Raw genomic sequence first — 18,257 nt, 5'->3', positions numbered from 1 at the left:
CGGAGTTCTCCGGGCGGGCAGTCGGCGATGAAACAGGAAGTCTCACGGCGCGAGCCGTAGGAATCCCCTCCCTTCAGGGAGGGGAGCGTCAAGCCCCAACGATCCACGGACGAGCGAAGGTTCGCATCCCCTGTGGATAACTTGGGCCTCTATGCCGCATCCTGGTCGGAACGGGCGGAACGGGCGCCGGGACTGCTGCTCCGAAATGGACTGCCGATGGAAACGACATCCCCCAGCGTGCGACTGGTCAGCGACCTCGTGACACGGATCCCCGAGTTCCGGGACGCGTACGACGACCACGTCTTCAGTCAGGGCGGCGTGCTCCCGCACGTGTTCTTCTGGGACGTCGTCCAGAACACCGTGCGTTCGTTCCTCGGGGAGGACCCGGCGGCCGCCGACTGGCGTCGCACGCTGGACTTCCTGGAGGAACAGAGCGCCCGCGGGGAGCTCGGCGTCGACGAGGTCATCGTCACCTCGTTCCTCAACGACCTGCCGTACCCCCATGAGCCCGGACACGCCATCGTCCGGGAACTCGGCCCGGTCATGGCCGCCCGCTTCGGCCGCATCCGCCCAGCGGGGTAAGCCACCCCCGGTCAGCCCCCAAGCGGGCCCCCGGCCGCCCTCGCAGGCCCCCCGGCGAGGCGCCAGGCGGTTCCGGCCGCCGGACATAATCGAGCGCATGTCCCCAGACCGGTCCCGTTCGCCCAGCACGCCCAGCACGCCCCGCACGTCGAGCACGCCCCGCACGCCCAGCACGTCGAGCACGCCCCGCACGCCCAGCACGTCGAGCACGCCCCGCACGCCCCGCACGTCGAGCACGCCCCGCACGCCCCGCACGTCGAGCACGCCCCGCACGCCCAGCACGTCGAGCACGCCCCGCACGGCGAGCGCGCCCAGCAGCTCATCCGGTTCGACCAGCTCGCTTCGTTCGCCCGATGCGCCTGCCCTCGCCCTCGCCCTCGGAGGCTACGCCGCCACCCGTGTCATCGGCCTGGCGATCCTCGCGCTCGCCGCCGTCGCGACCGGCAAGGACGGGCTGCACCGGCTGTCGGGCCGCTGGGACTCCGTCTGGTACGTCCGGATCGCCGAGAACGGTTACGGGTACGAGGTCACCCTGCCCAACGGCAGCGTCCACTCCGATCTGGCGTTCTTCCCTCTCTTCCCGGGGCTCGAGCGGGCCCTGTCCACCGTCCTCCCCGTCGACGCCGCCACCGCCGGACTCCTCGTCTCCTGGACCGCCTCGCTTGCCGCCGCCTGGGGCATCTACGCGGTCGGCTCCCATGTCGCGGGCCGGCCGGCCGGTGTCGTGCTGGCCGTCCTCTGGGGCGTTTACCCGACCGCGTTCGTGCAGTCGATGGCGTACACCGAAACACTCTTCACCGCCCTCGCCGCCTGGTCGGTCCTGGCCGTGCTGCGTGACCGCTGGATCCTGGCCGGAGTGCTGTGTGCGTTCGCCGGGCTCACCCGGCCGACGGCCGCCGCGCTGATCGCCGCCCTCGGGATCACGGCCCTCTTCACCGTCGTACGCGAACGGAAGCTGCCCGCTGGGGGCACCTCCCGGGCCGCCAGGCCCAGGGGGAGCATGGTGGCCGGCGTCCTCCTCGCGCCGCTCGGCTGGCTCGCGTACGTCGTCTACGTCGGTGTGCGCGAGGGCGGTGTCACGGCGTACTTCGACGTCCAGGCGGCCTGGGGGAACTCCATCGACGGCGGTGTCGCCCTCGCCCGCTTCATCTGGGGCCTGCCGCCGCTCGCCGCGCTCGGTCTGTGCGCGGCGCTCGGCCTGCTCGCGTGGCTGGTCGTGCTGTGCGTACGGCAGAAGTACCCGCTGCCGCTGCTCGTGTACACGATCGGGGTCGTCGTCGTCTCACTCATCGGCGCCGCGTACTTCGGCTCCCGGCCGCGACTGATGATGCCCGCGTTCGGCCTCCTGCTGCCGGCCGCGTTGGCGCTCGTACGGCTCCGTGTGCGCAACCGGGTCCTGGTGCTCAGCGGCCTCGCTCTCGCGTCGGGCGCGTACGGCGCGTTCACGCTGCTGGGTTCGGGACCGCCGTGACCCGGACGCCCTTGCGCAGCCCCCAGTCCGCCATCGCCCCGCCCTCGGCCTCCAGGACGTGCCGGCCGCGCGGGCGGACCATGCCGAGCCGTCCCGGCCTCATGGTCACCACGGCGAGGACCGTGAGGTTCCGGTCGAGGTAGGCCACGTCGATGGTGAAGCGCATACCGAGGGTGTGGATGCTGTTGGTCGGGGTGATGAGCATCGCGCCCTCGATCCCGTCCCGGCCGAGCAGGCCTCTTCGGCGCGCCCGGTAGGAGGCCGCGATCTCCAGCCCGACCTGCCCCGTGGGTACGGTCAGTGTTCCCGTCCCGTCCTGCCATCTCCCCATGGGGGAGACGGTAGCGGTGCGGCTGGGTAGGGTGCGGCGGGTGTTCGCCACGCTGATCGCCGTCGCCGCGCTGTGGGGTGCCGCCACCGGGCTGTTGGTGCCGCGCGCCGCGTACCGGCTCTCGGTCGAGCCGGAGGAGTCGTGGCGGGACACCTGCGGGACGGGCCACGCTCTGGTGGGGCCGGCGCGCGGCTGGCTCGGCGCTCCGACCTGCGCGACCTGTGCGACCCACCGCTCCGAGGCCGGCCCGACGACGCCCTCCGAGGCCGGCCCGACGACGTCCTCCGGGGTCTCCGAGGCCGGCCCGACCGTGCCCTCCGGGACCGGGGCGGCGGCGCCCTCCGGGGTCTCCGGGACCGGGCCGACGGCCCCTGCCTCGTTCACTCGCCCCCGCGCCGTCCGGCTCCGTACCGTCCTCATCGCCCCACGTCGTACCGCGCTCATCACCCCACGCCGTACCGTCCTCACCGCGCCCGTCCTCACGGCCCTCGCCTGTGCCGCGCTCGCCGCCGTCACCGGGCCGCGCCCCGAACTGGCCGTCTGGTTGCTCCTCGCGCCGTTCGGCGTGCTCCTCGCCACCGTCGACGCGCGCGTGCGCCGGCTGCCCGATCCGCTCACGCTCCCGCTCGCCGCCGCAGTCCCGCTGCTCCTCCTCGGCGCCGAACTGCTGCCGTACGAAGCCGGCTCCTGGTTTGATGCGCTGTTCGGCGGACTCGCTCTGAGCGCCGGGTATCTCGTGCTGTTCCTGATCCGTCCGAGCGGCATGGGCTTCGGCGACGTCAAGCTCGCGCTCTGCGTCGGCGCGGCTCTGGGCTGGTACGGCTGGGGCGTTCTCCTCGTCGGTACGTTCGCGGCCTTCCTCGCGGGTTCGCTGTACGGGCTCGGTCTCGTCGCCCTCCGGCGCGGGAGTGGGAAGTCCGCGATCCCCTTCGGGCCGTTCATGCTCGGCGGGGCCCTGGTCGGGCTGCTCCTCGGCGCGCTCTCCGCCTCCCCCTGAGGTACGCGGCCTAGCATCCAGACACATGCGGACAATGACCGACAAACTGCCCGTGGTGTCGCGGCGGGAGGCCGCTCCGCCGCCCGTCCCCTGGTACCGGCGGCCCGCCGTCCTTCCCTGGGCGTGGGCCACGGGCCTGTGTCTCCTGTACGCGACCGTCGCCGTACGCCGTCACCAGCTCCTGCGGACCACCGGCTACGACCTGGGCATCTTCGAGCAGGCCGTCCGCGCGTACGCCGAACTCCGCGCCCCCGTCGTCCCCTTGCGCGGCCCGGGCTTCCACCTCCTGGGCGACCACTTCCACCCTCTCCTCGCCGCCCTCGCGCCGTTCTACCGTCTCTGGCCCTCGCCCCTCTGCCTGCTCGTCGCCCAGTCGGCCCTGCTCGCCCTCGCCGTCGTCCCCCTCGCCCGCTGGGCCCGGCGCGCGCTCGGCACCCGGGCCGCGCACGTGGTCGCCGCCGGGTACGGGCTCAGCTGGGGTGTCGCCTCCGCGGCCGCCTTCGACTTCCACGAGGTCGCGCTCGCCGTGCCGCTTCTCGCGTTCGCGCTCGAAGCGCTCGGGCGTCGGCGCTGGGGTGCCGCCGTCGCCTGGGCAGCGCCTCTCCTCCTCGTCAAGGAGGACCTCGGGCTGACCCTTGCGGCCGTCGGCGTCTACATCGCCGTCAAGGGGCCCCGGCGGCTGGGGACCGCCACGGCGGCCGTCGGCCTGCTCGGCTCGCTGATCGAGGTCAAGCTGCTGCTGCCGGCGTTCAACCCGGGCGGTGCCTACGCGCACGGCGGGCACCTCGCCGACGGTCACGGCTCGCTGCTCTCCACCCTCGCCCACGCCCCGCTCGACGCCCTGCGCCCGGACATCAAGGCGATGACCCTGATCCTGGTCTTCGCCCCGTCCGCGCTGCTCGCCCTGCGCTCACCGCTCTCGCTGCTCGCCGTACCCACGCTCGCCTGGCGGATGTTCTCGGAGAACCCGTTCCACTGGGGCACGGCGTACCACTACAGCGCGATCCTCATGCCGGTCGTCTTCGCCGGTCTGATCGACGTCCTCGGCCGCGAACGACAGGCCCCGGAGTCGCCGACCCGCAGTGCGTCGCCCGCCTGCGCCGGGTCCGCCGGTGCCGCGTCTCCCGGTGCGTCTCCCGTCACTGCCCCGGCCCCCGGTGCGTCGCCCGCCAGGGCCGGGTCTGCCAGTGCCCGGGCGGACAAGGCCTCGCCTGCCGGTACCGCCATCGCCACCGCCACCGCCACCGGTACCGATACCGGTGGCGCGTCCGCCCGGAACGTGCGCGCCTCGCTCGCCACCGTCCTCGCCGTGACCGTGGTGCTGATCCCCTCCTTCCCGCTGGCCCAGCTCGCCCAGCGGCCCACCTGGCGGACCACCCCGCACGTCGAGGCCGCCCGGTCGCTGCTCGCCCGCATCCCGGACGGCGCCACTGTCGCCGCCTCCAACCGGCTGGCCCCGCAGCTCACTTCGCGCTGCGAGGTCGTGATCTTCCCGACCTTCCCGGTGGACACCCGCCTCGACCTCCGGGAGACCGGACCGCTGCCGGCCCCGACAGCCGAGTGGATCGTCTACGACGCCGTACCGCCGGAGGCCTGGCCCCAGCGGAGCGGTCCCTGGCCCTACCCGAAGGAGCAGCAGGAGAGGGAGCTGAGGGCGGCACGGGAGTCGCACGGCTACGAGATCGTTGCCGCCCGCGACGGCGTCACGCTCCTGCGCCGCACCCTCTAAGCGTGCGGGCCCACCGTCACCGTGCCCACCACCAGTTCCGGTCGGCCCTCCAGGATCGTCGCCACACGGCCGGCCTGGGCCTCCGCCTCGCGTAGGCGGGCCGCGCTCAGCCGTTCCAGCGGTTCGACCGTCACTGTGATCCGCTTTCCCGAGCGGCGCTGGTGCAGACGCCCGCCACCGTTCCGTCCACCAGCAGCACCGGGTGGTTCCCGGCCTGGCCGCCCGCCAGTGCCCGGCCGCGGGCGGCGCCGGGGAAGAGCCGTTCGCGCGGCTGCGAGGCGATGGTGAAGGCGTCGAAGTACGGCAGCAGCCGCACCCCGCACCCCGCGCGACGGCCGCTCGTCCGGGAAGCCGGTGTCCCCCGCGGCGACCCGGCCGCTCGCGTCGTCGAAGGACACCTCCTCGATCCGGCCGGGCGAGGCCAGCGAGGCGAAGAGCCCGGTCGCCCAGCCGGCCGGCGCCGCCAGCCACTTCGCGAAGTGCTGCGGGGACGCCGGCCCGTAGGTGTACAGATAGCGTTCCACCAGCTCGCCGAGGGCCGTCGTGCCCTCCGCCGGACGCACCCCGGGTTGGTGTACGTGACCTTCCGGCCCCGGTCCCGGCCGAAGCACAGCACCCCGCGGTGCCCTGCTGGGGGTCCCCCCACGGCCCCGGGCCGTAGGGGAAGGGCAGCAGATGGACCGTGCCGCGCGGACCGTACGTCTTGACCAGTGTGCCGGTCTCCCACAGGACCGTCCGTACGTCGGCCCGGGTGGCGTCGGCGGCGCGCAGAGCGACGGACAGTTCTGCCGCGGACAGGACCTGTGCGTGTGCGCCGAGCATCGCGGCGGCCACCGCAGCCGGCGGGGCGTCCGTCGGCTCGTCCAGGAACTGCCGGCGGATCCTGCGGGCGTCGGCCTGCGCCCAGGTGACCTGTGGTGGGGTGGAGGTCGCCATGCGTCGACCGTAGGCCCGGAATAGGTCAGCTCCTGTCCGCCTTGGCCGAGTAGGGGGAGAGCCGAAGGGCCGACGCGTCGACGCGTCGAAGAGCCGGGACGAGACCAGGAGTTGGCATGGCCAAGGGGAAGACGACGTACGGCTGCGGGGTCGAGGTGGCCGTCGATGTGGTCGGGGGGGAAGTGGAAGCCGCTGATCCTGTGGGCGCTGCACGCGCACGGCGCCATCCGCTTCGGGGAGCTGAGGCGGCAGATCGCGGGCGTCAGCGAGAAAGTGCTGATCCAGCAGCTGCGGGAGCTGGAGGCGGACGGAGTCGTCCACCGGGAGGTCTACCCGGAGGTTCCGCCCCGGGTGGAGTACTCCCTCACGGGGCTCGGCGACGCGCTGAACACCGCGCTGATGCCGCTGGGGGAGTGGGGTGATCGTTTCATGGCCGACATCCTCGCCGCCAAGGAGGCCCAGAGATCCGCGGAGGCCGCCTGACCCGCCGCGCCGTCAGCCGGGGGCCCGCCGTCAACCGGAGGCCCTTCGTCGAGGGTCCCTCTTGGGAGGTACGGAACCCGCCGCCACGCCGGGGCGCAAACCCGCCAGCGTGCCCCAAGAGCCTTGTCCCGACTGGGCTCCGCGTCATCCGGTACAGGTCGGCGGCACCGCTTGGCACGCAGCAGGGCTTCTGAAGGGTTATGGTGGAAACCCCCCCTCGGGCCGGTCCGTATCCCCCCCCACGGACCGGCCCGTTTTTTTCCCCGGTCGCCACGGCCCCGCGCCTCCCGGCCCTCATCGCCCCGGCCCCGGTCGCCTCCGCCCCGGCCCTGCGCCCCCGGCCCCCGTCGCCTCGGCCCCGGCCGGCCCCCGGACGGGCTCAGCCTCGTCCGGCCCAGATGTTGGTGCCCTCGGTGTCCACGGCGAAGGAGTCGATCTCCTTCAGCTCCTCCTCCGTCAGCGGAGGCCCCGCCAGCGCGGCCACGTTCTCCTCGAGCTGGGCGACGCTGGACGCGCCGATCAGGGCGGAGGTCATCCGCTCGTCGCGCAGCACCCAGCGAAGGGCCAGCTGCGCCAGCGACTGACCGCGCCGCTCGGCGATGTCGGCCAGACCGTGCAGCCGCCGCAGCACCTCGTCGGAGAGCAGGTCCGGGTCGAGGGACTTGCCCTGCGTGGCCCGCGAGCCCTCCGGGATGCCCTTCAGGTACTTGTTCGTGAGCAGGCCCTGCGCCAGCGGCACGAAGGAGATGCAGCCCATGCCGGCCGCCTCCAGCGTGTCGAGGAGGGCGTCCTCCTCGGTCCAGCGGTTGATCATCGAGTACGACGGCTGGTGGATGAGCGCCGGGACACCCATCTCCTTCAGGAGCCCCGCGGCCTCGGCCGTCTGCTCGCTGTTGTAGGACGAGACGCCGACGTACAGCGCCTTGCCCTGCTGGACCGCGGAGGCGAGTGCCCCCATCGTCTCCTCCAGCGGGGTGTGCGGGTCGAAGCGGTGCGAGTAGAAGATGTCGACGTAGTCGAGGCCCATCCGCTTCAGGGAGGCGTCGAGCGAGGACATCAGGTACTTGCGGGAGCCCCACTCGCCGTACGGGCCGGGGTGCATCTCGTAGCCGGCCTTGGTCGAGACGATCAGCTCGTCCCGGTACCGGGTGAAGTCCTGGGCGAAGATCTTGCCGAAGTTCAGCTCGGCGGAGCCGGGCGGCGGTCCGTAGTTGTTCGCCAGGTCGAAGTGGGTGACGCCGAGGTCGAAGGCACGGCGCAGGATCGCGCGCTGCGCGTCGAGCGCGCGGTCGTCGCCGAAGTTGTGCCAGAGGCCGAGGGAGACGGCGGGAAGCTTGAGTCCGCTGCGGCCCGTGCGGCGGTACTCCATGTGCTCGTAGCGGTCCGCGGAGGCGCGGTAGATCGGGGAATCAGTCACGTATCTCTGCTTATCACGGACTTGTGACAGTCCCGGGCTGGGAGCCCGTTACCCGTCCGCAGTAGTGTGTCGGCTTCGGGGACCGCCGCAGCATGGAGGGGTTAAGAACAGTGAACCTGCGCGACCTGGTGTACGGGCTCTACGCACGCCGGGTGGAAGGCCGCCTCGATCACGCCCAGGTGCCGAAGCACATCGGTGTCATCCTCGACGGCAACCGGCGCTGGGCCAAGGCCTCAGGCGGAACCCCCGAGCAGGGCCACAAGGCCGGCGCGGACAAGATCCAGGAGCTGCTCGGCTGGTGCGCCGAGACGGACGTCGAGGTCGTCACGCTCTGGATGCTCTCGACGGACAACCTGAACCGCCCCGAGGACCAGCTGGGTCCGCTGCTCTCCATCATCGAGGGCGCGGTGAGCGCCCTGGCCTCCGACGGCCGCTGGCGGGTGCACCACGTGGGCACGCTGGACCTGCTGCCGGCCCGTACCCAGTCCGTGCTGAAGGAGGCCGAGCAGGCCACGCACGACAACACGGGGATACTCGTGAACGTCGCCGTGGGCTACGGAGGCCGCCAGGAGATCGCTGACGCGGTCCGCTCGCTGCTCCTGGAGCACGCGGAGAAGGGGACGAGCTTCGGGGAGCTCGCCGAGATCGTCGACGTCGAGCACATCTCGGAGCACCTCTACACGCGCGGCCAGCCCGATCCGGACCTGGTGATCCGTACGAGTGGCGAGCAGCGTCTCTCGGGCTTCATGCTGTGGCAGAGCGCGCACTCCGAGTACTACTTCTGCGAGGTCCACTGGCCGGCCTTCCGTAAGGTCGACTTCCTGCGGGCGCTGCGCGACTACGCCGCCCGGCACCGCCGCTACGGCACCTGAGCGAAGCGCGGAGACGCCACGGGGACCCCCGGAGGCGGCCCGGTTGCGGCCCGGAAGCGGCCCGGAAGCGGCATGGAGACCGTACGAGCGGCCTGAAGCGCCGGGTAAACCCACCGGAAGCAGCACGGAAGCAGCACGGAAGCACGGAAGCCAGACGCACGGAAGCACGCAAGCCAGACGCACGGAAGCACGGACTCCGCCGTAGGACGATCACCGGGCGTTCGACTCTGTTCACGAACACGTCGTCATATGCCATGGCATGGCTGAGTCTTTTCGAGGGAATACCCCTTCCAGAGTGAGCGGCACGGAGACCGCCACCCGGGAGGCCCGTTGCACCAGGACGACCGTGCAGGACATGTACGGACGGAGCGGAGGGCCGGAGCTCGGCCCGCGCATCGTGGCCAGAGCCCGGTCCCATCCCGCAGCGACACCGCTTCCGTCGCGCCCCGACCTCTCAGGGGTCGTCAAAGGGGGTCTGTCCTTCCGTGGTGACCAGCACTAAGCGCCGCTTGTCCGACAGGCGCACCTACGTACTCGACACCAGCGTCCTGCTGGCCGACCCCAACGCCGTGTCACGGTTCGACGAGCACGAGGTCGTGCTCCCGATCGTCGTGGTCACCGAGTTGGAGGCCAAGCGGCACCACCCCGAGCTCGGCTACTTCGCCCGGGCGGCCCTGCGCCTCCTGGACGACTTCCGGGTCCGGTACGGGCGCCTGGACGCCCCGCTTCCCATCGGGGAGCTGGGCGGCACCCTGCGTGTCGAGCTGAACCATTCCGACCCCGGAGTGCTCCCGGCCGGCTACCGGCTGGGGGACAACGACTCCCGGATCCTGGCCGTCGCGCGCAATCTGCAGGCGGAGGGGTACGACGTCACGGTCGTCTCCAAGGACCTGCCGCTGCGCATCAAGGCGTCCTCGGTCGGTCTCCTCGCGGAGGAGTACCGCGCTGAGCTGGCCGTCACGGACTCCGGTTGGACCGGAATGTCCGAACTGGCCCTCTCGGCCGACCAGGTGGACATCCTCTACGACCAGGAGACGCTGTACGTGCCGGAGGCCGCCGAGCTCCCGGTGCACACGGGTCTGGTCCTGCAGTCCGAGCGGGGCAAGGCGCTCGGCCGGATCACGGCGGAGGGCAACGTCCGGCTGGTGCGCGGCGACCGGGAGGCCTTCGGCATCCGGGGCCGCAGCGCCGAGCAGCGGATCGCGCTGGATCTGCTCCTCGACCCGGACGTCGGGATCATCTCGATGGGCGGCCGGGCCGGTACGGGCAAGTCGGCGCTCGCCCTGTGCGCGGGCCTGGAGGCGGTCCTGGAGCGCCGGCAGCACCAGAAGGTGATGGTGTTCCGTCCGCTGTACGCGGTCGGCGGCCAGGAGCTCGGCTACCTGCCGGGCAGCGAGGCCGAGAAGATGAGCCCCTGGGCGCAGGCGGTCTTCGACACGCTCTCGGCCGTGGCGGGCCGTGAGGTCATCGAGGAGGTGCTCGGGCGCGGGATGCTGGAGGTCCTGCCGCTCACCCACATCCGGGGCCGCTCGCTCCATGACGCGTTCGTCATCGTGGACGAGGCCCAGTCGCTGGAGCGGAACGTCCTGTTGACCGTTCTGTCCCGGATCGGGGCGAATTCACGGGTGGTGCTGACCCATGACGTCGCCCAGCGAGACAACCTCAGGGTCGGCCGGTACGACGGAGTCGTCGCCGTGGTCGAGAAGCTGAAGGGGCATCCGCTCTTCGCGCACGTCACGCTGACCCGCTCGGAGCGGTCGCAGATCGCCGCCCTGGTGACCGAAATGCTGGAGGACGTCCAGATCTGACCTGTTTCGCACGGTCCCGTACGGGTACGGGAGTTGGCGCCGCCCGGCAGAGCGCAGGAGCTTAGCCGGGCGGCGTCGCGCTGTCCGGGAAATCGGCCAAAACTCCTGCGACTTGCGAGGTGTGAGCTTTCACACGCAACTCGGAATTGCCTTGCGGTGTCGGCGTCCGGCAGAGTCTTGCTTCCGTCAGGCCCCGCATACGGCACACGTGCACCTCCAGAGGTGCTGCACCACACAACTCAACAATCGTTCGCCGTATGCCGCCCACAGCACCACGGGCCCGTGTCTTCTGTGACCCAGTACGTCGGAGACCAGCGCCAGGGGCACGATTTCGCCCACGTGGTCACCCTGTGGGCGATGCTGGAAGGAAACCGTGTGAGCCGGATCTCGGTCCGGGGGTTCGCGGTGGCTTCGGCCACTGCGGTCACCACCGTCGGCGCCGTCGTGGGCGTTGCCTCGGGCAACACCCAGCCCTCGGACGACAACTTCGAGGCCACCGCTGCCGACACCACGCTGCTCGCGGACATTCCCGCGGGCGAGCAGGCCCAGGTACAGGTCTCCTCGCTCTCGGAGCAGGCCGACGTCCAGGCCGCCGCGGCCGACTCGGCCATGAAGAAGTCCGCGGAGGAGGCTGCCCGCATTCAGGCGGCCAAGGACGCCGAGGCGAAGAAGAAGGCTGCCGACAAGGCGGAGAAGGAGCGCAAGGAGGCCGCCGAGCGCGCCGAGCGTTCCGCCGTCCGTGACGCGTCCAGCTTCTCGGCCCAGGGCTCGTACTCCATCTCCGAGGTCAAGGCGATCGCTCGCCAGATGATCCCGGCCTCGCAGTTCCAGTGCTTCAGCAACATCGTGGACCACGAGTCCGGCTGGAACTACCGCGCGACCAACCCGTCCTCGGGCGCGTACGGTCTCGTCCAGGCCCTTCCGGGTACGAAGATGGCGTCGGCCGGAGCCGACTGGCAGACGAACCCGGCCACCCAGATCAAGTGGGGCCTGAACTACATGAACAGCCGCTACGACAGCCCCTGCGGCGCGTGGAACTTCTGGCAGGCCAACCGCTGGTACTAGTACCGGCGCTCTCAACCCTGCTGAGCCCCTCACCGTCCTACGGTGGGGGGCTTCATGCGTGTAGGTTCGGGCCCACGTGCTCCCCGGGGGAGTGAGCGGGGGGAAGAGGAAGAAGAGATGTCGAGACTGCCAGGATGGCTGAGCCGGCTGGGCGACGAGCTGAGCCGCATGGGGGAGCGCCTGGACGAGCGGCGTGTCCGCGCGGAGCGCGCGCACGACCTGGGCGCGGGCGACGCGTCCGTACCCGGCGGCTCGAACACCGGGCCGGAGCGTGGCGGCGAGCCGGCCACGGGCCACGGGCCGGAGGGGGCACCGGGACCGGCGCCCGGCGGTGACGGGTACGCCACGGGGGCGTCCTCGCCCGAACCGGCAGCCTCCGCAGCCGCATCCGGAGCAGGTCACGACGCCGGCCGCGACCCCGCGCGTGAGGCCGGCCGCGACGCCGAGCGGTGGCCCGGGAAGCGACGTGCGCCGCGGCAGACCACCGTGGCCGTCTCCGTACCCGCGCCGCCCGCCTACGCCCCCGCCGTCGCCGCCCGGCCGGACCCCGTCGCCGCGATCCCGTGGGGCATGCGGGTCGCCGCCGAGGCGGGCTGGCGTCTGCTCGTGCTCGCCGGCACCCTCTGGGTCCTGATGAAGGTGATCAGCTCGGTGCAGCTGGTCGTCCTCGCCTTCGTCGCCGCCCTCCTCATCACCGCCCTGCTCCAGCCGACCGTCGCGCGGCTGCGCGGGCTGGGGCTGCCGCGCGGGGTGGCCACGGCGGTCACCGCCGTCTCCGGCTTCGTGATCATGGGCCTTGTCGGCTGGTTCGTGGTCTGGCAGGTCATGGACAACATCGACAACCTCTCGGACCGGGTCCGGGACGGCATCGAGGAGTTGAAGCGCTGGCTCCTCGACAGCCCGTTCCACGTGACCGAGAAGCAGATCAACGACATCGCCGAGAACCTCAGCGACACGATCGGCGCGAACACCGAGCAGATCACCTCCGCGGGACTCCAGGGCGTGACCGTCGTCATCGAGGCGATCACCGGGATACTGCTCGCGATGTTCTCGACCCTCTTCCTCCTCTACGACGGGAAGAAGGTCTGGCAGTGGACGCTGAAGCTGGTGCCCGCCCAGGCCCGGCCGGGTGTCGCGGGCGCGGGGCCGCGGGCCTGGCGCACGCTGACCGCGTATGTGCGGGGGACGGTGATCGTCGCCCTGATCGACGCGGTCTTCATCGGCCTCGGGCTGTACTTCCTCGAGGTGCCGATGGCGGTCCCGCTCGCCGTCTTCATCTTCCTCTTCGCCTTCATCCCGCTCGTCGGCGCCGTCGTCTCCGGAGCCCTCGCGGTCGTGGTCGCGGTGGTCACCAACGGGGTGTTCACCGCCCTGATGGTCCTCCTCGTGGTCCTGGCCGTGCAGCAGATCGAGGGCCATGTGCTCCAGCCGTTCATCCTCGGCCGGGCCGTCCGGGTGCATCCGCTCGCCGTCGTCCTCGCGGTCGCGGCCGGCGGGCTGACCGCCGGCATCGGCGGCGCGGTGGTCGCGGTGCCGCTGGTCGCCGTCACCAACACCGTGGTCGGCTACCTGCGCGCGTACAGCCATGAGCAGGCCCTGCTCAGTACGCCGGAACCGCGCGGCGCGACCGCGTTCGCCGTGGCGCCGGTCCAGGCGCCCGGCTCCAGGGACCGGGGCGAGGAGTGATATCCGAGCCGGAGCTGACCGGAGGCGACGACTTCCCGGCGGCGCAGGTGCTCGATCCGGAGTCCCCGGAGCCGCGCGAACCGAGGGCGCCTCACCCCCGCCGCCCCTGGCTGTGGGCGCTCGGCGGCGCGGTGGTGGCCTCGGCGGTGTGGGCGGGCGGACTCCACGCGTACGAGCGGAGCCGGGACGGCGGGCCGGACCTCGGGGGGTACCGCACCGTCGACAGCCTCTGCGAGATCGTCGAACTGAAGGCGTTGTCCGTGGTGCTCGGGGCGAAGTCCGTGGCCCACGACACGCGGACGGAGACGCACCCCGCTCTCGACAGGTCGGTCTGCTTCGCCACGATGGGGTCGGCCGAGACGGGCTACAGCGTCCAGGTCTCGTACGCCCTGCACAAGGTGACCGACCCCGGGCCGGAGTTCGAGGCGCTCCGGGCATTCTGGTGGCCGGACACCGAGCCGGTCGATGGGCTCGGCGAGCGGGCCTACGTCCACGCCGAGGCCAGCGGCGACAGCGCCGGGATCCGCGTCCTCGACGGTCAGGCCGAGCTGGAGATCTCGTTCAGCTCGCAGCAGGCCTGGGACCCGGACGAGGAGGAGCCGACCACGAGCACCGAGAAGGTAGACCTCTCCGGTATCGAGACCGTCCTCGCCCAGGACGCCACGGCTCTGATGGCCGCGCTCAAGAAGCCCTGACGGGGGCGCTCGGGAGATGACGGAAGGGCCCGGGGTGGGAGCCCCCGGGCCCTTCCTGCCGAGCGCGCTCGCCTACTCGGCGATGAGCGCCTCCGCGTCCAGCGTCACGCCGACCGCCTGGATCACCGAGGCGATCTTGACGGCCTCCTGGATCGTCTCGCGGTCGACCCCGGCCTTGCGCAGGACCTGCTCGTGCGAGTCCAGGCACTGGCCGCAGCCGTTGATCGCGGAGACGGCCAGCGACCAGAGTTCGAAGTCGACCTTCTCGACGCCCGGGTTGCCGATGACGTTCATCCGCAGACCGGCGCGCATCGTCCCGTACTCGGGGTCCGACAGCAGGTGCCGGGTCCGGTAGAAGACGTTGTTCATCGCCATGATCGCGGCGGCGGACTTGGCCGCCGTGTACGCCTCGGGCTTGAGGTTGGCCTTGGCCTCGGGCTCCAGCTCCGCGAGGACCTTCGGCGAGCGCGAGGCGATCGCGCAGGCGAGCACCGTGCCCCAGAGCTGCTGCTGCGGGAGCTCGCTGTTGCCGATGACCGAACCGAGGTTCAGCTTCAGGTCCTTGGCGAAGCCCGGTATGGCGGACTTGAGTTCGTCGAGAGCCATGTCAGATCACTCGCCCGAGAGGAGCGCGACCGGGTCGAGGGTGTTCTCGCCCTTGGTCCAGTTGCACGGGCACAGCTCGTCGGTCTGCAGGGCGTCGAGGACCCGCAGGACCTCCTTGGGGTTACGGCCCACGGAGCCGGCGGTCACCATGGTGAACTGGATCTCGTTGTTCGGGTCGACGATGAAGACGGCGCGCTGGGCGAAGCCGTCCTCGCCCTCGACGCCGCAGTCGCGCATGAGCTCGTGCTTGGAGTCGGCGAGCATCGGGAAGGGCAGGTCACGCAGGTCGGCGTGGTCCTTGCGCCAGGCGTGGTGCACGAACTCGGAGTCGCCGGAGGCGCCGAGGATCTGGGCGTCGCGGTCCGCGAACTCGTCGTTCAGCTTGCCGAAGGCGGCGATCTCGGTCGGGCAGACGAAGGTGAAGTCCTTGGGCCAGAAGAACACCACACGCCACTTGCCCTCGTAGGACTTGTGGTTGATCTGCTCGAACTCCTTGCCGCTCTCCAGCGACACGCAGGCGGTCAGGTCGTAGGTGGGGAACTGGTCACCGACAGTGAGCACGCGCTCTCCTTGCAGTGGGAAGGGTCCCTTTTGGGGTCTTCCGTGAGGGGTTGGACGAGCTTCATCCTGGCACGGAGTGCATTGATCAGTGAAATAGCTAGACTGCCTCGGGTTGATCGAAGGTGGTTATCAGTGATCCCGGCACGACGTGTGAAACAACCCAGCCTGTCCCAGCTCAGAGCCTTCGCGGCGGTCGCGGAGCATCTGCACTTCCGTGACGCGGCGGCGGCGATCGGTATGAGTCAGCCGGCGCTTTCGGGCGCGGTTTCGGCTCTCGAAGAGGCACTCGGTGTCCAGCTCCTCGAGCGTACGACGCGCAAGGTGCTGCTCTCGCCCGCGGGCGAGCGGCTCGCGGTGCGGGCGCGGGGTGTCCTGGACGCCGTGTCGGAGCTGATGGAGGAGGCGGAGGCGGCGCAGGCCCCGTTCACCGGGGTGCTGCGGCTCGGCGTGATCCCGACCGTCGCGCCGTATCTGCTGCCCACGGTGTTGAGCCTGGTCCACGAGCGCTATCCGGAGCTCGACCTCCAGGTCCACGAGGAGCAGACGTCCTCGCTCCTGGAGGGGCTCGCGGCCGGACGGCTCGACCTGCTGCTGCTCGCGGTGCCTCTCGGTGTACCCGGTGTCGCCGAACTCCCGCTCTTCGACGAGGACTTCGTGCTCGTCACCCCGCGTGGCCACGCGCTGGCCGGCCGGGGCGACATTCCGCGCGAGGCCCTGAAGGAGCTCAACCTGCTGCTCCTCGACGAGGGACACTGTCTGCGTGACCAGGCTCTCGACATCTGCCGGGAGGCGGGGCGCACGGAGGGGACGCCGGTCACCACCACCGCCGCGGGCCTCTCCACCCTGGTCCAGCTGGTGGCGGGCGGGCTCGGGGTGACGCTGCTCCCGCGCACGGCGGTGAAGGTCGAGACCGCGCGCAACGCGGACCTGTTCACCGGCTGCTTCACCGACCCGGCGCCCTCGCGGCAGGTCGCCCTCGCCATGCGCACGGGCGCGGCCCGGCAGGCGGAGTTCGAGCAGCTGGCCGGGGCGCTGCGGGGCGCGATGCGGCGTCTTCCGGTACGGGTGGTGGGCGCCGGTTCCTGAAGCCCCCGGTCTCCGCGACCGGCGAGTGAGCCGAAGGGGCGCGACGCTGCCGGCTACTCCGTCCTCAGCCCGTCCGCCCGCATCAGGCGCCACAGCAGCGGCAGGCTCAGCAGGGTCACGGCCGCGATCAGCGCGAGCCCGATGCCGGTGGCGGGGAGGAAGACCCACCAGTCCAGGACCTGTTGGCCCGTCATCTTCAGCAGGACGACGCCGAGGCCGAGCCCGCCCGCCACGGCCAGGACGAGACCGAGCACGATCGGCACCGCCGTCTGCCACAGCACCGACCAGCTCAGGGTGGTGCGCCGGGTGCCGAAGGCGACCAGCGAGGAGAGCAGCCGCTTGCGGTCCCTGAGCTGTTCGAGCGTGGTGACCAGGAGCGAGGCCGCCACCAGGAGCATCGTCAGGGTGGAGCCGACGAGGATGCCGGTGCGGACGCTGGCGAACTGAGCGTTCCGCTCGGTGTTCTCGAGCGTGCGGACCCACGAGGTCCGGTCCAGGGCCGCCGCCGTGTTCCGTACGTACTCGGCTGCGTCCGGTACGGCCGGGTCGAGCCGCACCATGGCGAGCGCCGCGGGGTCGTCGAGCCGGGCCGCGTCGATGGACGACGGCGTGGCGAGGATTCCCCACTCGTACATGCCCGTCGGGTCGGGGCGGGAGTCCACGATCCGGGCGGTGCCGGGGATGCGCCACTTCGGGAGCGTGCCCTTGTGCACCTCCGGGTCGCGCAGGGCGACCGTCCTGCCCGGCTTCGCGGTCTCGGTGACCCTGCTGTCGGGCGCTCCTCCCTGGGCGCTGTGGGCGAGGGCGATGAAGACGTCGCCGTCCGTGCAGGAGGGCAGCTCCGCGAACTCGCGGAGCGAGGCGCAGCCGCCGACCTTGACCGAGGTGAGCGGGGCGAAGTCCTCGCCCTTCTTCAGGGCGCCGGGCCGCCAGGCGTACGCCGTGATCGTTCCGGACACCCCGTCGACGCCCCGCGTGTCAGCGAACCGGGTGATCATCTCCCGGGCCTCGTCACCGGTCGTCGCCTCGGTCTCGGCGACGAGCTGGGCCCGCGCGGAGTCCTCGCCCGTGGCGTGCGTGAAGGCGCCCTCCATCGCCTGGAAGAGCATCTGGAGCGCGATCGCGCCGGCCGCCAGGAGCAGCAGCCGCCACCACAGCCGCCGGCGGCGCGGCGCGGCGGAGCGGACGACGCCGAGCGGCTCGATCGCCACTCCGCGCAGCGCGAAGACGGTGACGACGACGGAGGCGACGGGGACGACGACCAGGACGAGCGCGGCGAGGGCGGGCATCGGTACGACGTCGGACGGGAAGGCGTTGACGTCCCAGATGGTGACCGTGCCCGCGAACTGCCGGGCCACCGCGAAGAGTCCGATACCGACGGCGAGTCCGATGAGCGCGCCGGCCAGCGACTCGCCGGCCGCGATCCGCCGGGTCGTCGCGGTGTCCGCGCCGACGAGCCGGAGCGCGGCGAGGCGCCGGTCGCGTTGTTCGCCGCCGAAGCGGACGGCGGTGGCGATGAAGACGAGCACCGGGAGCAGCAGGACGACGGAGGCGACGAGGACCAGGAGGATCAGGAACGCGTTGAACGGCTCCTCGGGCACCGACCAGCCGTAACGCGATCCGCGCCCGTCGTAGTTGTCCGTCGTCAGGAAGTCGACGTGGGCGACGTAGCGCAGTTCGGCCGGGCCGATGAGTCCGGCGTCGCCGATCGTCCCGACGGCCTTGTAGGGGAGCCGTTCCCTGAGGAGGGCGCCTTCGGGGGAGTCGAGCAGCTCGCGGAGCGCGGGCGAGACCAGCATCTCGCCGCTCGCGGGCAGCTTCGCCGTGCCGGGCGGGAGGGTGCCTCTATGTCCTTCGTCAAGGCGCCCGTGTCGGGTTTGGGGTGGTTCAGGGTTGTTGGGGTTATGCGGCGAGCTCGATGTCCTTCGGCGT

General features: G+C 71.6%; 15 protein-coding genes and 2 pseudogenes. 11 read left to right on the top strand and 6 right to left on the bottom strand.

Going from position 1 to position 18,257, the window contains the following annotated elements:
* The first annotated feature begins 216 nt into the window (after nucleotides 1-216).
* Together ACFUJR_RS35540 and ACFUJR_RS35535 are read left to right on the top strand one after the other, a co-directional pair.
* Nucleotides 217-582 (top strand): hypothetical protein, encoded by a 366-nt coding sequence (locus ACFUJR_RS35540; protein WP_383176332.1) that lies wholly within the window; start codon nucleotides 217-219, stop codon nucleotides 580-582.
* 97 nt (nucleotides 583-679) lie between these two features.
* On the top strand, nucleotides 680-2,053 hold the full coding sequence (locus ACFUJR_RS35535) for a glycosyltransferase family 39 protein (protein ID WP_383451130.1): 1,374 nt from the start codon (nucleotides 680-682) through the stop codon (nucleotides 2,051-2,053).
* Here the strand turns inward: ACFUJR_RS35535 and ACFUJR_RS35530 are convergent.
* The gene (locus ACFUJR_RS35530; protein ID WP_383176326.1) at nucleotides 2,025-2,384 is read right to left on the bottom strand and encodes a DUF192 domain-containing protein; all 360 of its coding nucleotides are present in this window, start codon (nucleotides 2,382-2,384) and stop codon (nucleotides 2,025-2,027) included. The genes ACFUJR_RS35535 and ACFUJR_RS35530 overlap by 29 nt on opposite strands.
* On the opposite strand from ACFUJR_RS35530, the gene ACFUJR_RS35525 reads away from it, so the two are divergent.
* The gene (locus ACFUJR_RS35525) at nucleotides 2,383-3,381 is read left to right on the top strand and encodes a prepilin peptidase (RefSeq protein WP_383176323.1); all 999 of its coding nucleotides are present in this window, start codon (nucleotides 2,383-2,385) and stop codon (nucleotides 3,379-3,381) included. The genes ACFUJR_RS35530 and ACFUJR_RS35525 overlap by 2 nt on opposite strands.
* Before the next feature lie 25 nt (nucleotides 3,382-3,406).
* Complete coding sequence (locus ACFUJR_RS35520; RefSeq protein WP_383176320.1) at nucleotides 3,407-5,110, top strand: DUF2079 domain-containing protein; 1,704 nt, start codon at nucleotides 3,407-3,409, stop codon at nucleotides 5,108-5,110.
* Here the strand turns inward: ACFUJR_RS35520 and ACFUJR_RS35515 are convergent.
* Nucleotides 5,107-6,046: pseudogene (locus ACFUJR_RS35515) on the bottom strand (DNA glycosylase AlkZ-like family protein). The gene ACFUJR_RS35520 and the pseudogene ACFUJR_RS35515 sit on opposite strands and share 4 nt — an antisense overlap.
* Before the next feature lie 116 nt (nucleotides 6,047-6,162).
* Between ACFUJR_RS35515 and ACFUJR_RS35510 the strand changes: the two are divergent.
* Nucleotides 6,163-6,529 (top strand): annotated as a pseudogene (locus tag ACFUJR_RS35510) (winged helix-turn-helix transcriptional regulator).
* A 379-nt stretch (nucleotides 6,530-6,908) separates the two neighbouring features.
* On the opposite strand, the gene mgrA reads toward ACFUJR_RS35510, so the two are convergent.
* Nucleotides 6,909-7,946: an L-glyceraldehyde 3-phosphate reductase gene (gene mgrA / locus ACFUJR_RS35505; protein ID WP_383176317.1), complete on the bottom strand. Its 1,038-nt coding sequence runs from the start codon at nucleotides 7,944-7,946 to the stop codon at nucleotides 6,909-6,911.
* Between the two features lie 110 nt (nucleotides 7,947-8,056).
* Here mgrA and ACFUJR_RS35500 point away from each other — a divergent pair, with 110 nt between their 5' ends.
* The 5 genes from ACFUJR_RS35500 to ACFUJR_RS35480 all read left to right on the top strand — a co-directional run bounded on the left by ACFUJR_RS35500 (nucleotide 8,057) and on the right by ACFUJR_RS35480 (nucleotide 14,072).
* Nucleotides 8,057-8,818, top strand: a complete 762-nt coding sequence (locus tag ACFUJR_RS35500; RefSeq protein WP_383176314.1) for an isoprenyl transferase — start codon at nucleotides 8,057-8,059, stop codon at nucleotides 8,816-8,818.
* Nucleotides 8,819-9,303: 485 nt separating this feature from the next.
* The gene (locus ACFUJR_RS35495) at nucleotides 9,304-10,626 is read left to right on the top strand and encodes a PhoH family protein (RefSeq protein ID WP_383176311.1); all 1,323 of its coding nucleotides are present in this window, start codon (nucleotides 9,304-9,306) and stop codon (nucleotides 10,624-10,626) included.
* Between the two features lie 375 nt (nucleotides 10,627-11,001).
* The gene (locus ACFUJR_RS35490) at nucleotides 11,002-11,691 is read left to right on the top strand and encodes a transglycosylase SLT domain-containing protein (RefSeq protein ID WP_383176335.1); all 690 of its coding nucleotides are present in this window, start codon (nucleotides 11,002-11,004) and stop codon (nucleotides 11,689-11,691) included.
* A gap of 117 nt (nucleotides 11,692-11,808) precedes the next feature.
* Complete coding sequence (locus ACFUJR_RS35485; RefSeq protein ID WP_383176308.1) at nucleotides 11,809-13,377, top strand: AI-2E family transporter; 1,569 nt, start codon at nucleotides 11,809-11,811, stop codon at nucleotides 13,375-13,377.
* Nucleotides 13,374-14,072 (top strand): hypothetical protein, encoded by a 699-nt coding sequence (locus ACFUJR_RS35480; protein WP_383176305.1) that lies wholly within the window; start codon nucleotides 13,374-13,376, stop codon nucleotides 14,070-14,072. The genes ACFUJR_RS35485 and ACFUJR_RS35480 overlap by 4 nt, the downstream gene beginning before the upstream one ends.
* A gap of 72 nt (nucleotides 14,073-14,144) precedes the next feature.
* Here ACFUJR_RS35480 and ACFUJR_RS35475 read toward each other — a convergent pair whose 3' ends face one another.
* Both ACFUJR_RS35475 and ACFUJR_RS35470 read right to left on the bottom strand, forming a co-directional pair.
* The gene (locus ACFUJR_RS35475) at nucleotides 14,145-14,678 is read right to left on the bottom strand and encodes an alkyl hydroperoxide reductase (RefSeq protein ID WP_383176302.1); all 534 of its coding nucleotides are present in this window, start codon (nucleotides 14,676-14,678) and stop codon (nucleotides 14,145-14,147) included.
* A gap of 6 nt (nucleotides 14,679-14,684) precedes the next feature.
* Complete coding sequence (locus ACFUJR_RS35470; protein WP_260229113.1) at nucleotides 14,685-15,239, bottom strand: peroxiredoxin; 555 nt, start codon at nucleotides 15,237-15,239, stop codon at nucleotides 14,685-14,687.
* Between the two features lie 150 nt (nucleotides 15,240-15,389).
* On the opposite strand from ACFUJR_RS35470, the gene ACFUJR_RS35465 reads away from it, so the two are divergent.
* Nucleotides 15,390-16,325, top strand: coding sequence for a LysR substrate-binding domain-containing protein (locus ACFUJR_RS35465; protein WP_383176299.1), 936 nt, complete (start codon nucleotides 15,390-15,392; stop codon nucleotides 16,323-16,325).
* Between the two features lie 53 nt (nucleotides 16,326-16,378).
* Here the strand turns inward: ACFUJR_RS35465 and ACFUJR_RS35460 are convergent, their stop codons facing one another.
* Nucleotides 16,379-18,124, bottom strand: coding sequence for an ABC transporter permease (locus tag ACFUJR_RS35460; protein WP_383176296.1), 1,746 nt, complete (start codon nucleotides 18,122-18,124; stop codon nucleotides 16,379-16,381).
* Nucleotides 18,125-18,257 lie beyond the last annotated feature (133 nt).

Source organism: Streptomyces sp. NPDC057271 (genome assembly GCF_042668715.1).
In the GTDB taxonomy this organism is placed as follows: domain Bacteria; phylum Actinomycetota; class Actinomycetes; order Streptomycetales; family Streptomycetaceae; genus Streptomyces.
The sequence above is the reverse complement of the archived record's forward strand: the minus strand, read 5'-3'. Positions and strand labels throughout refer to the sequence as shown.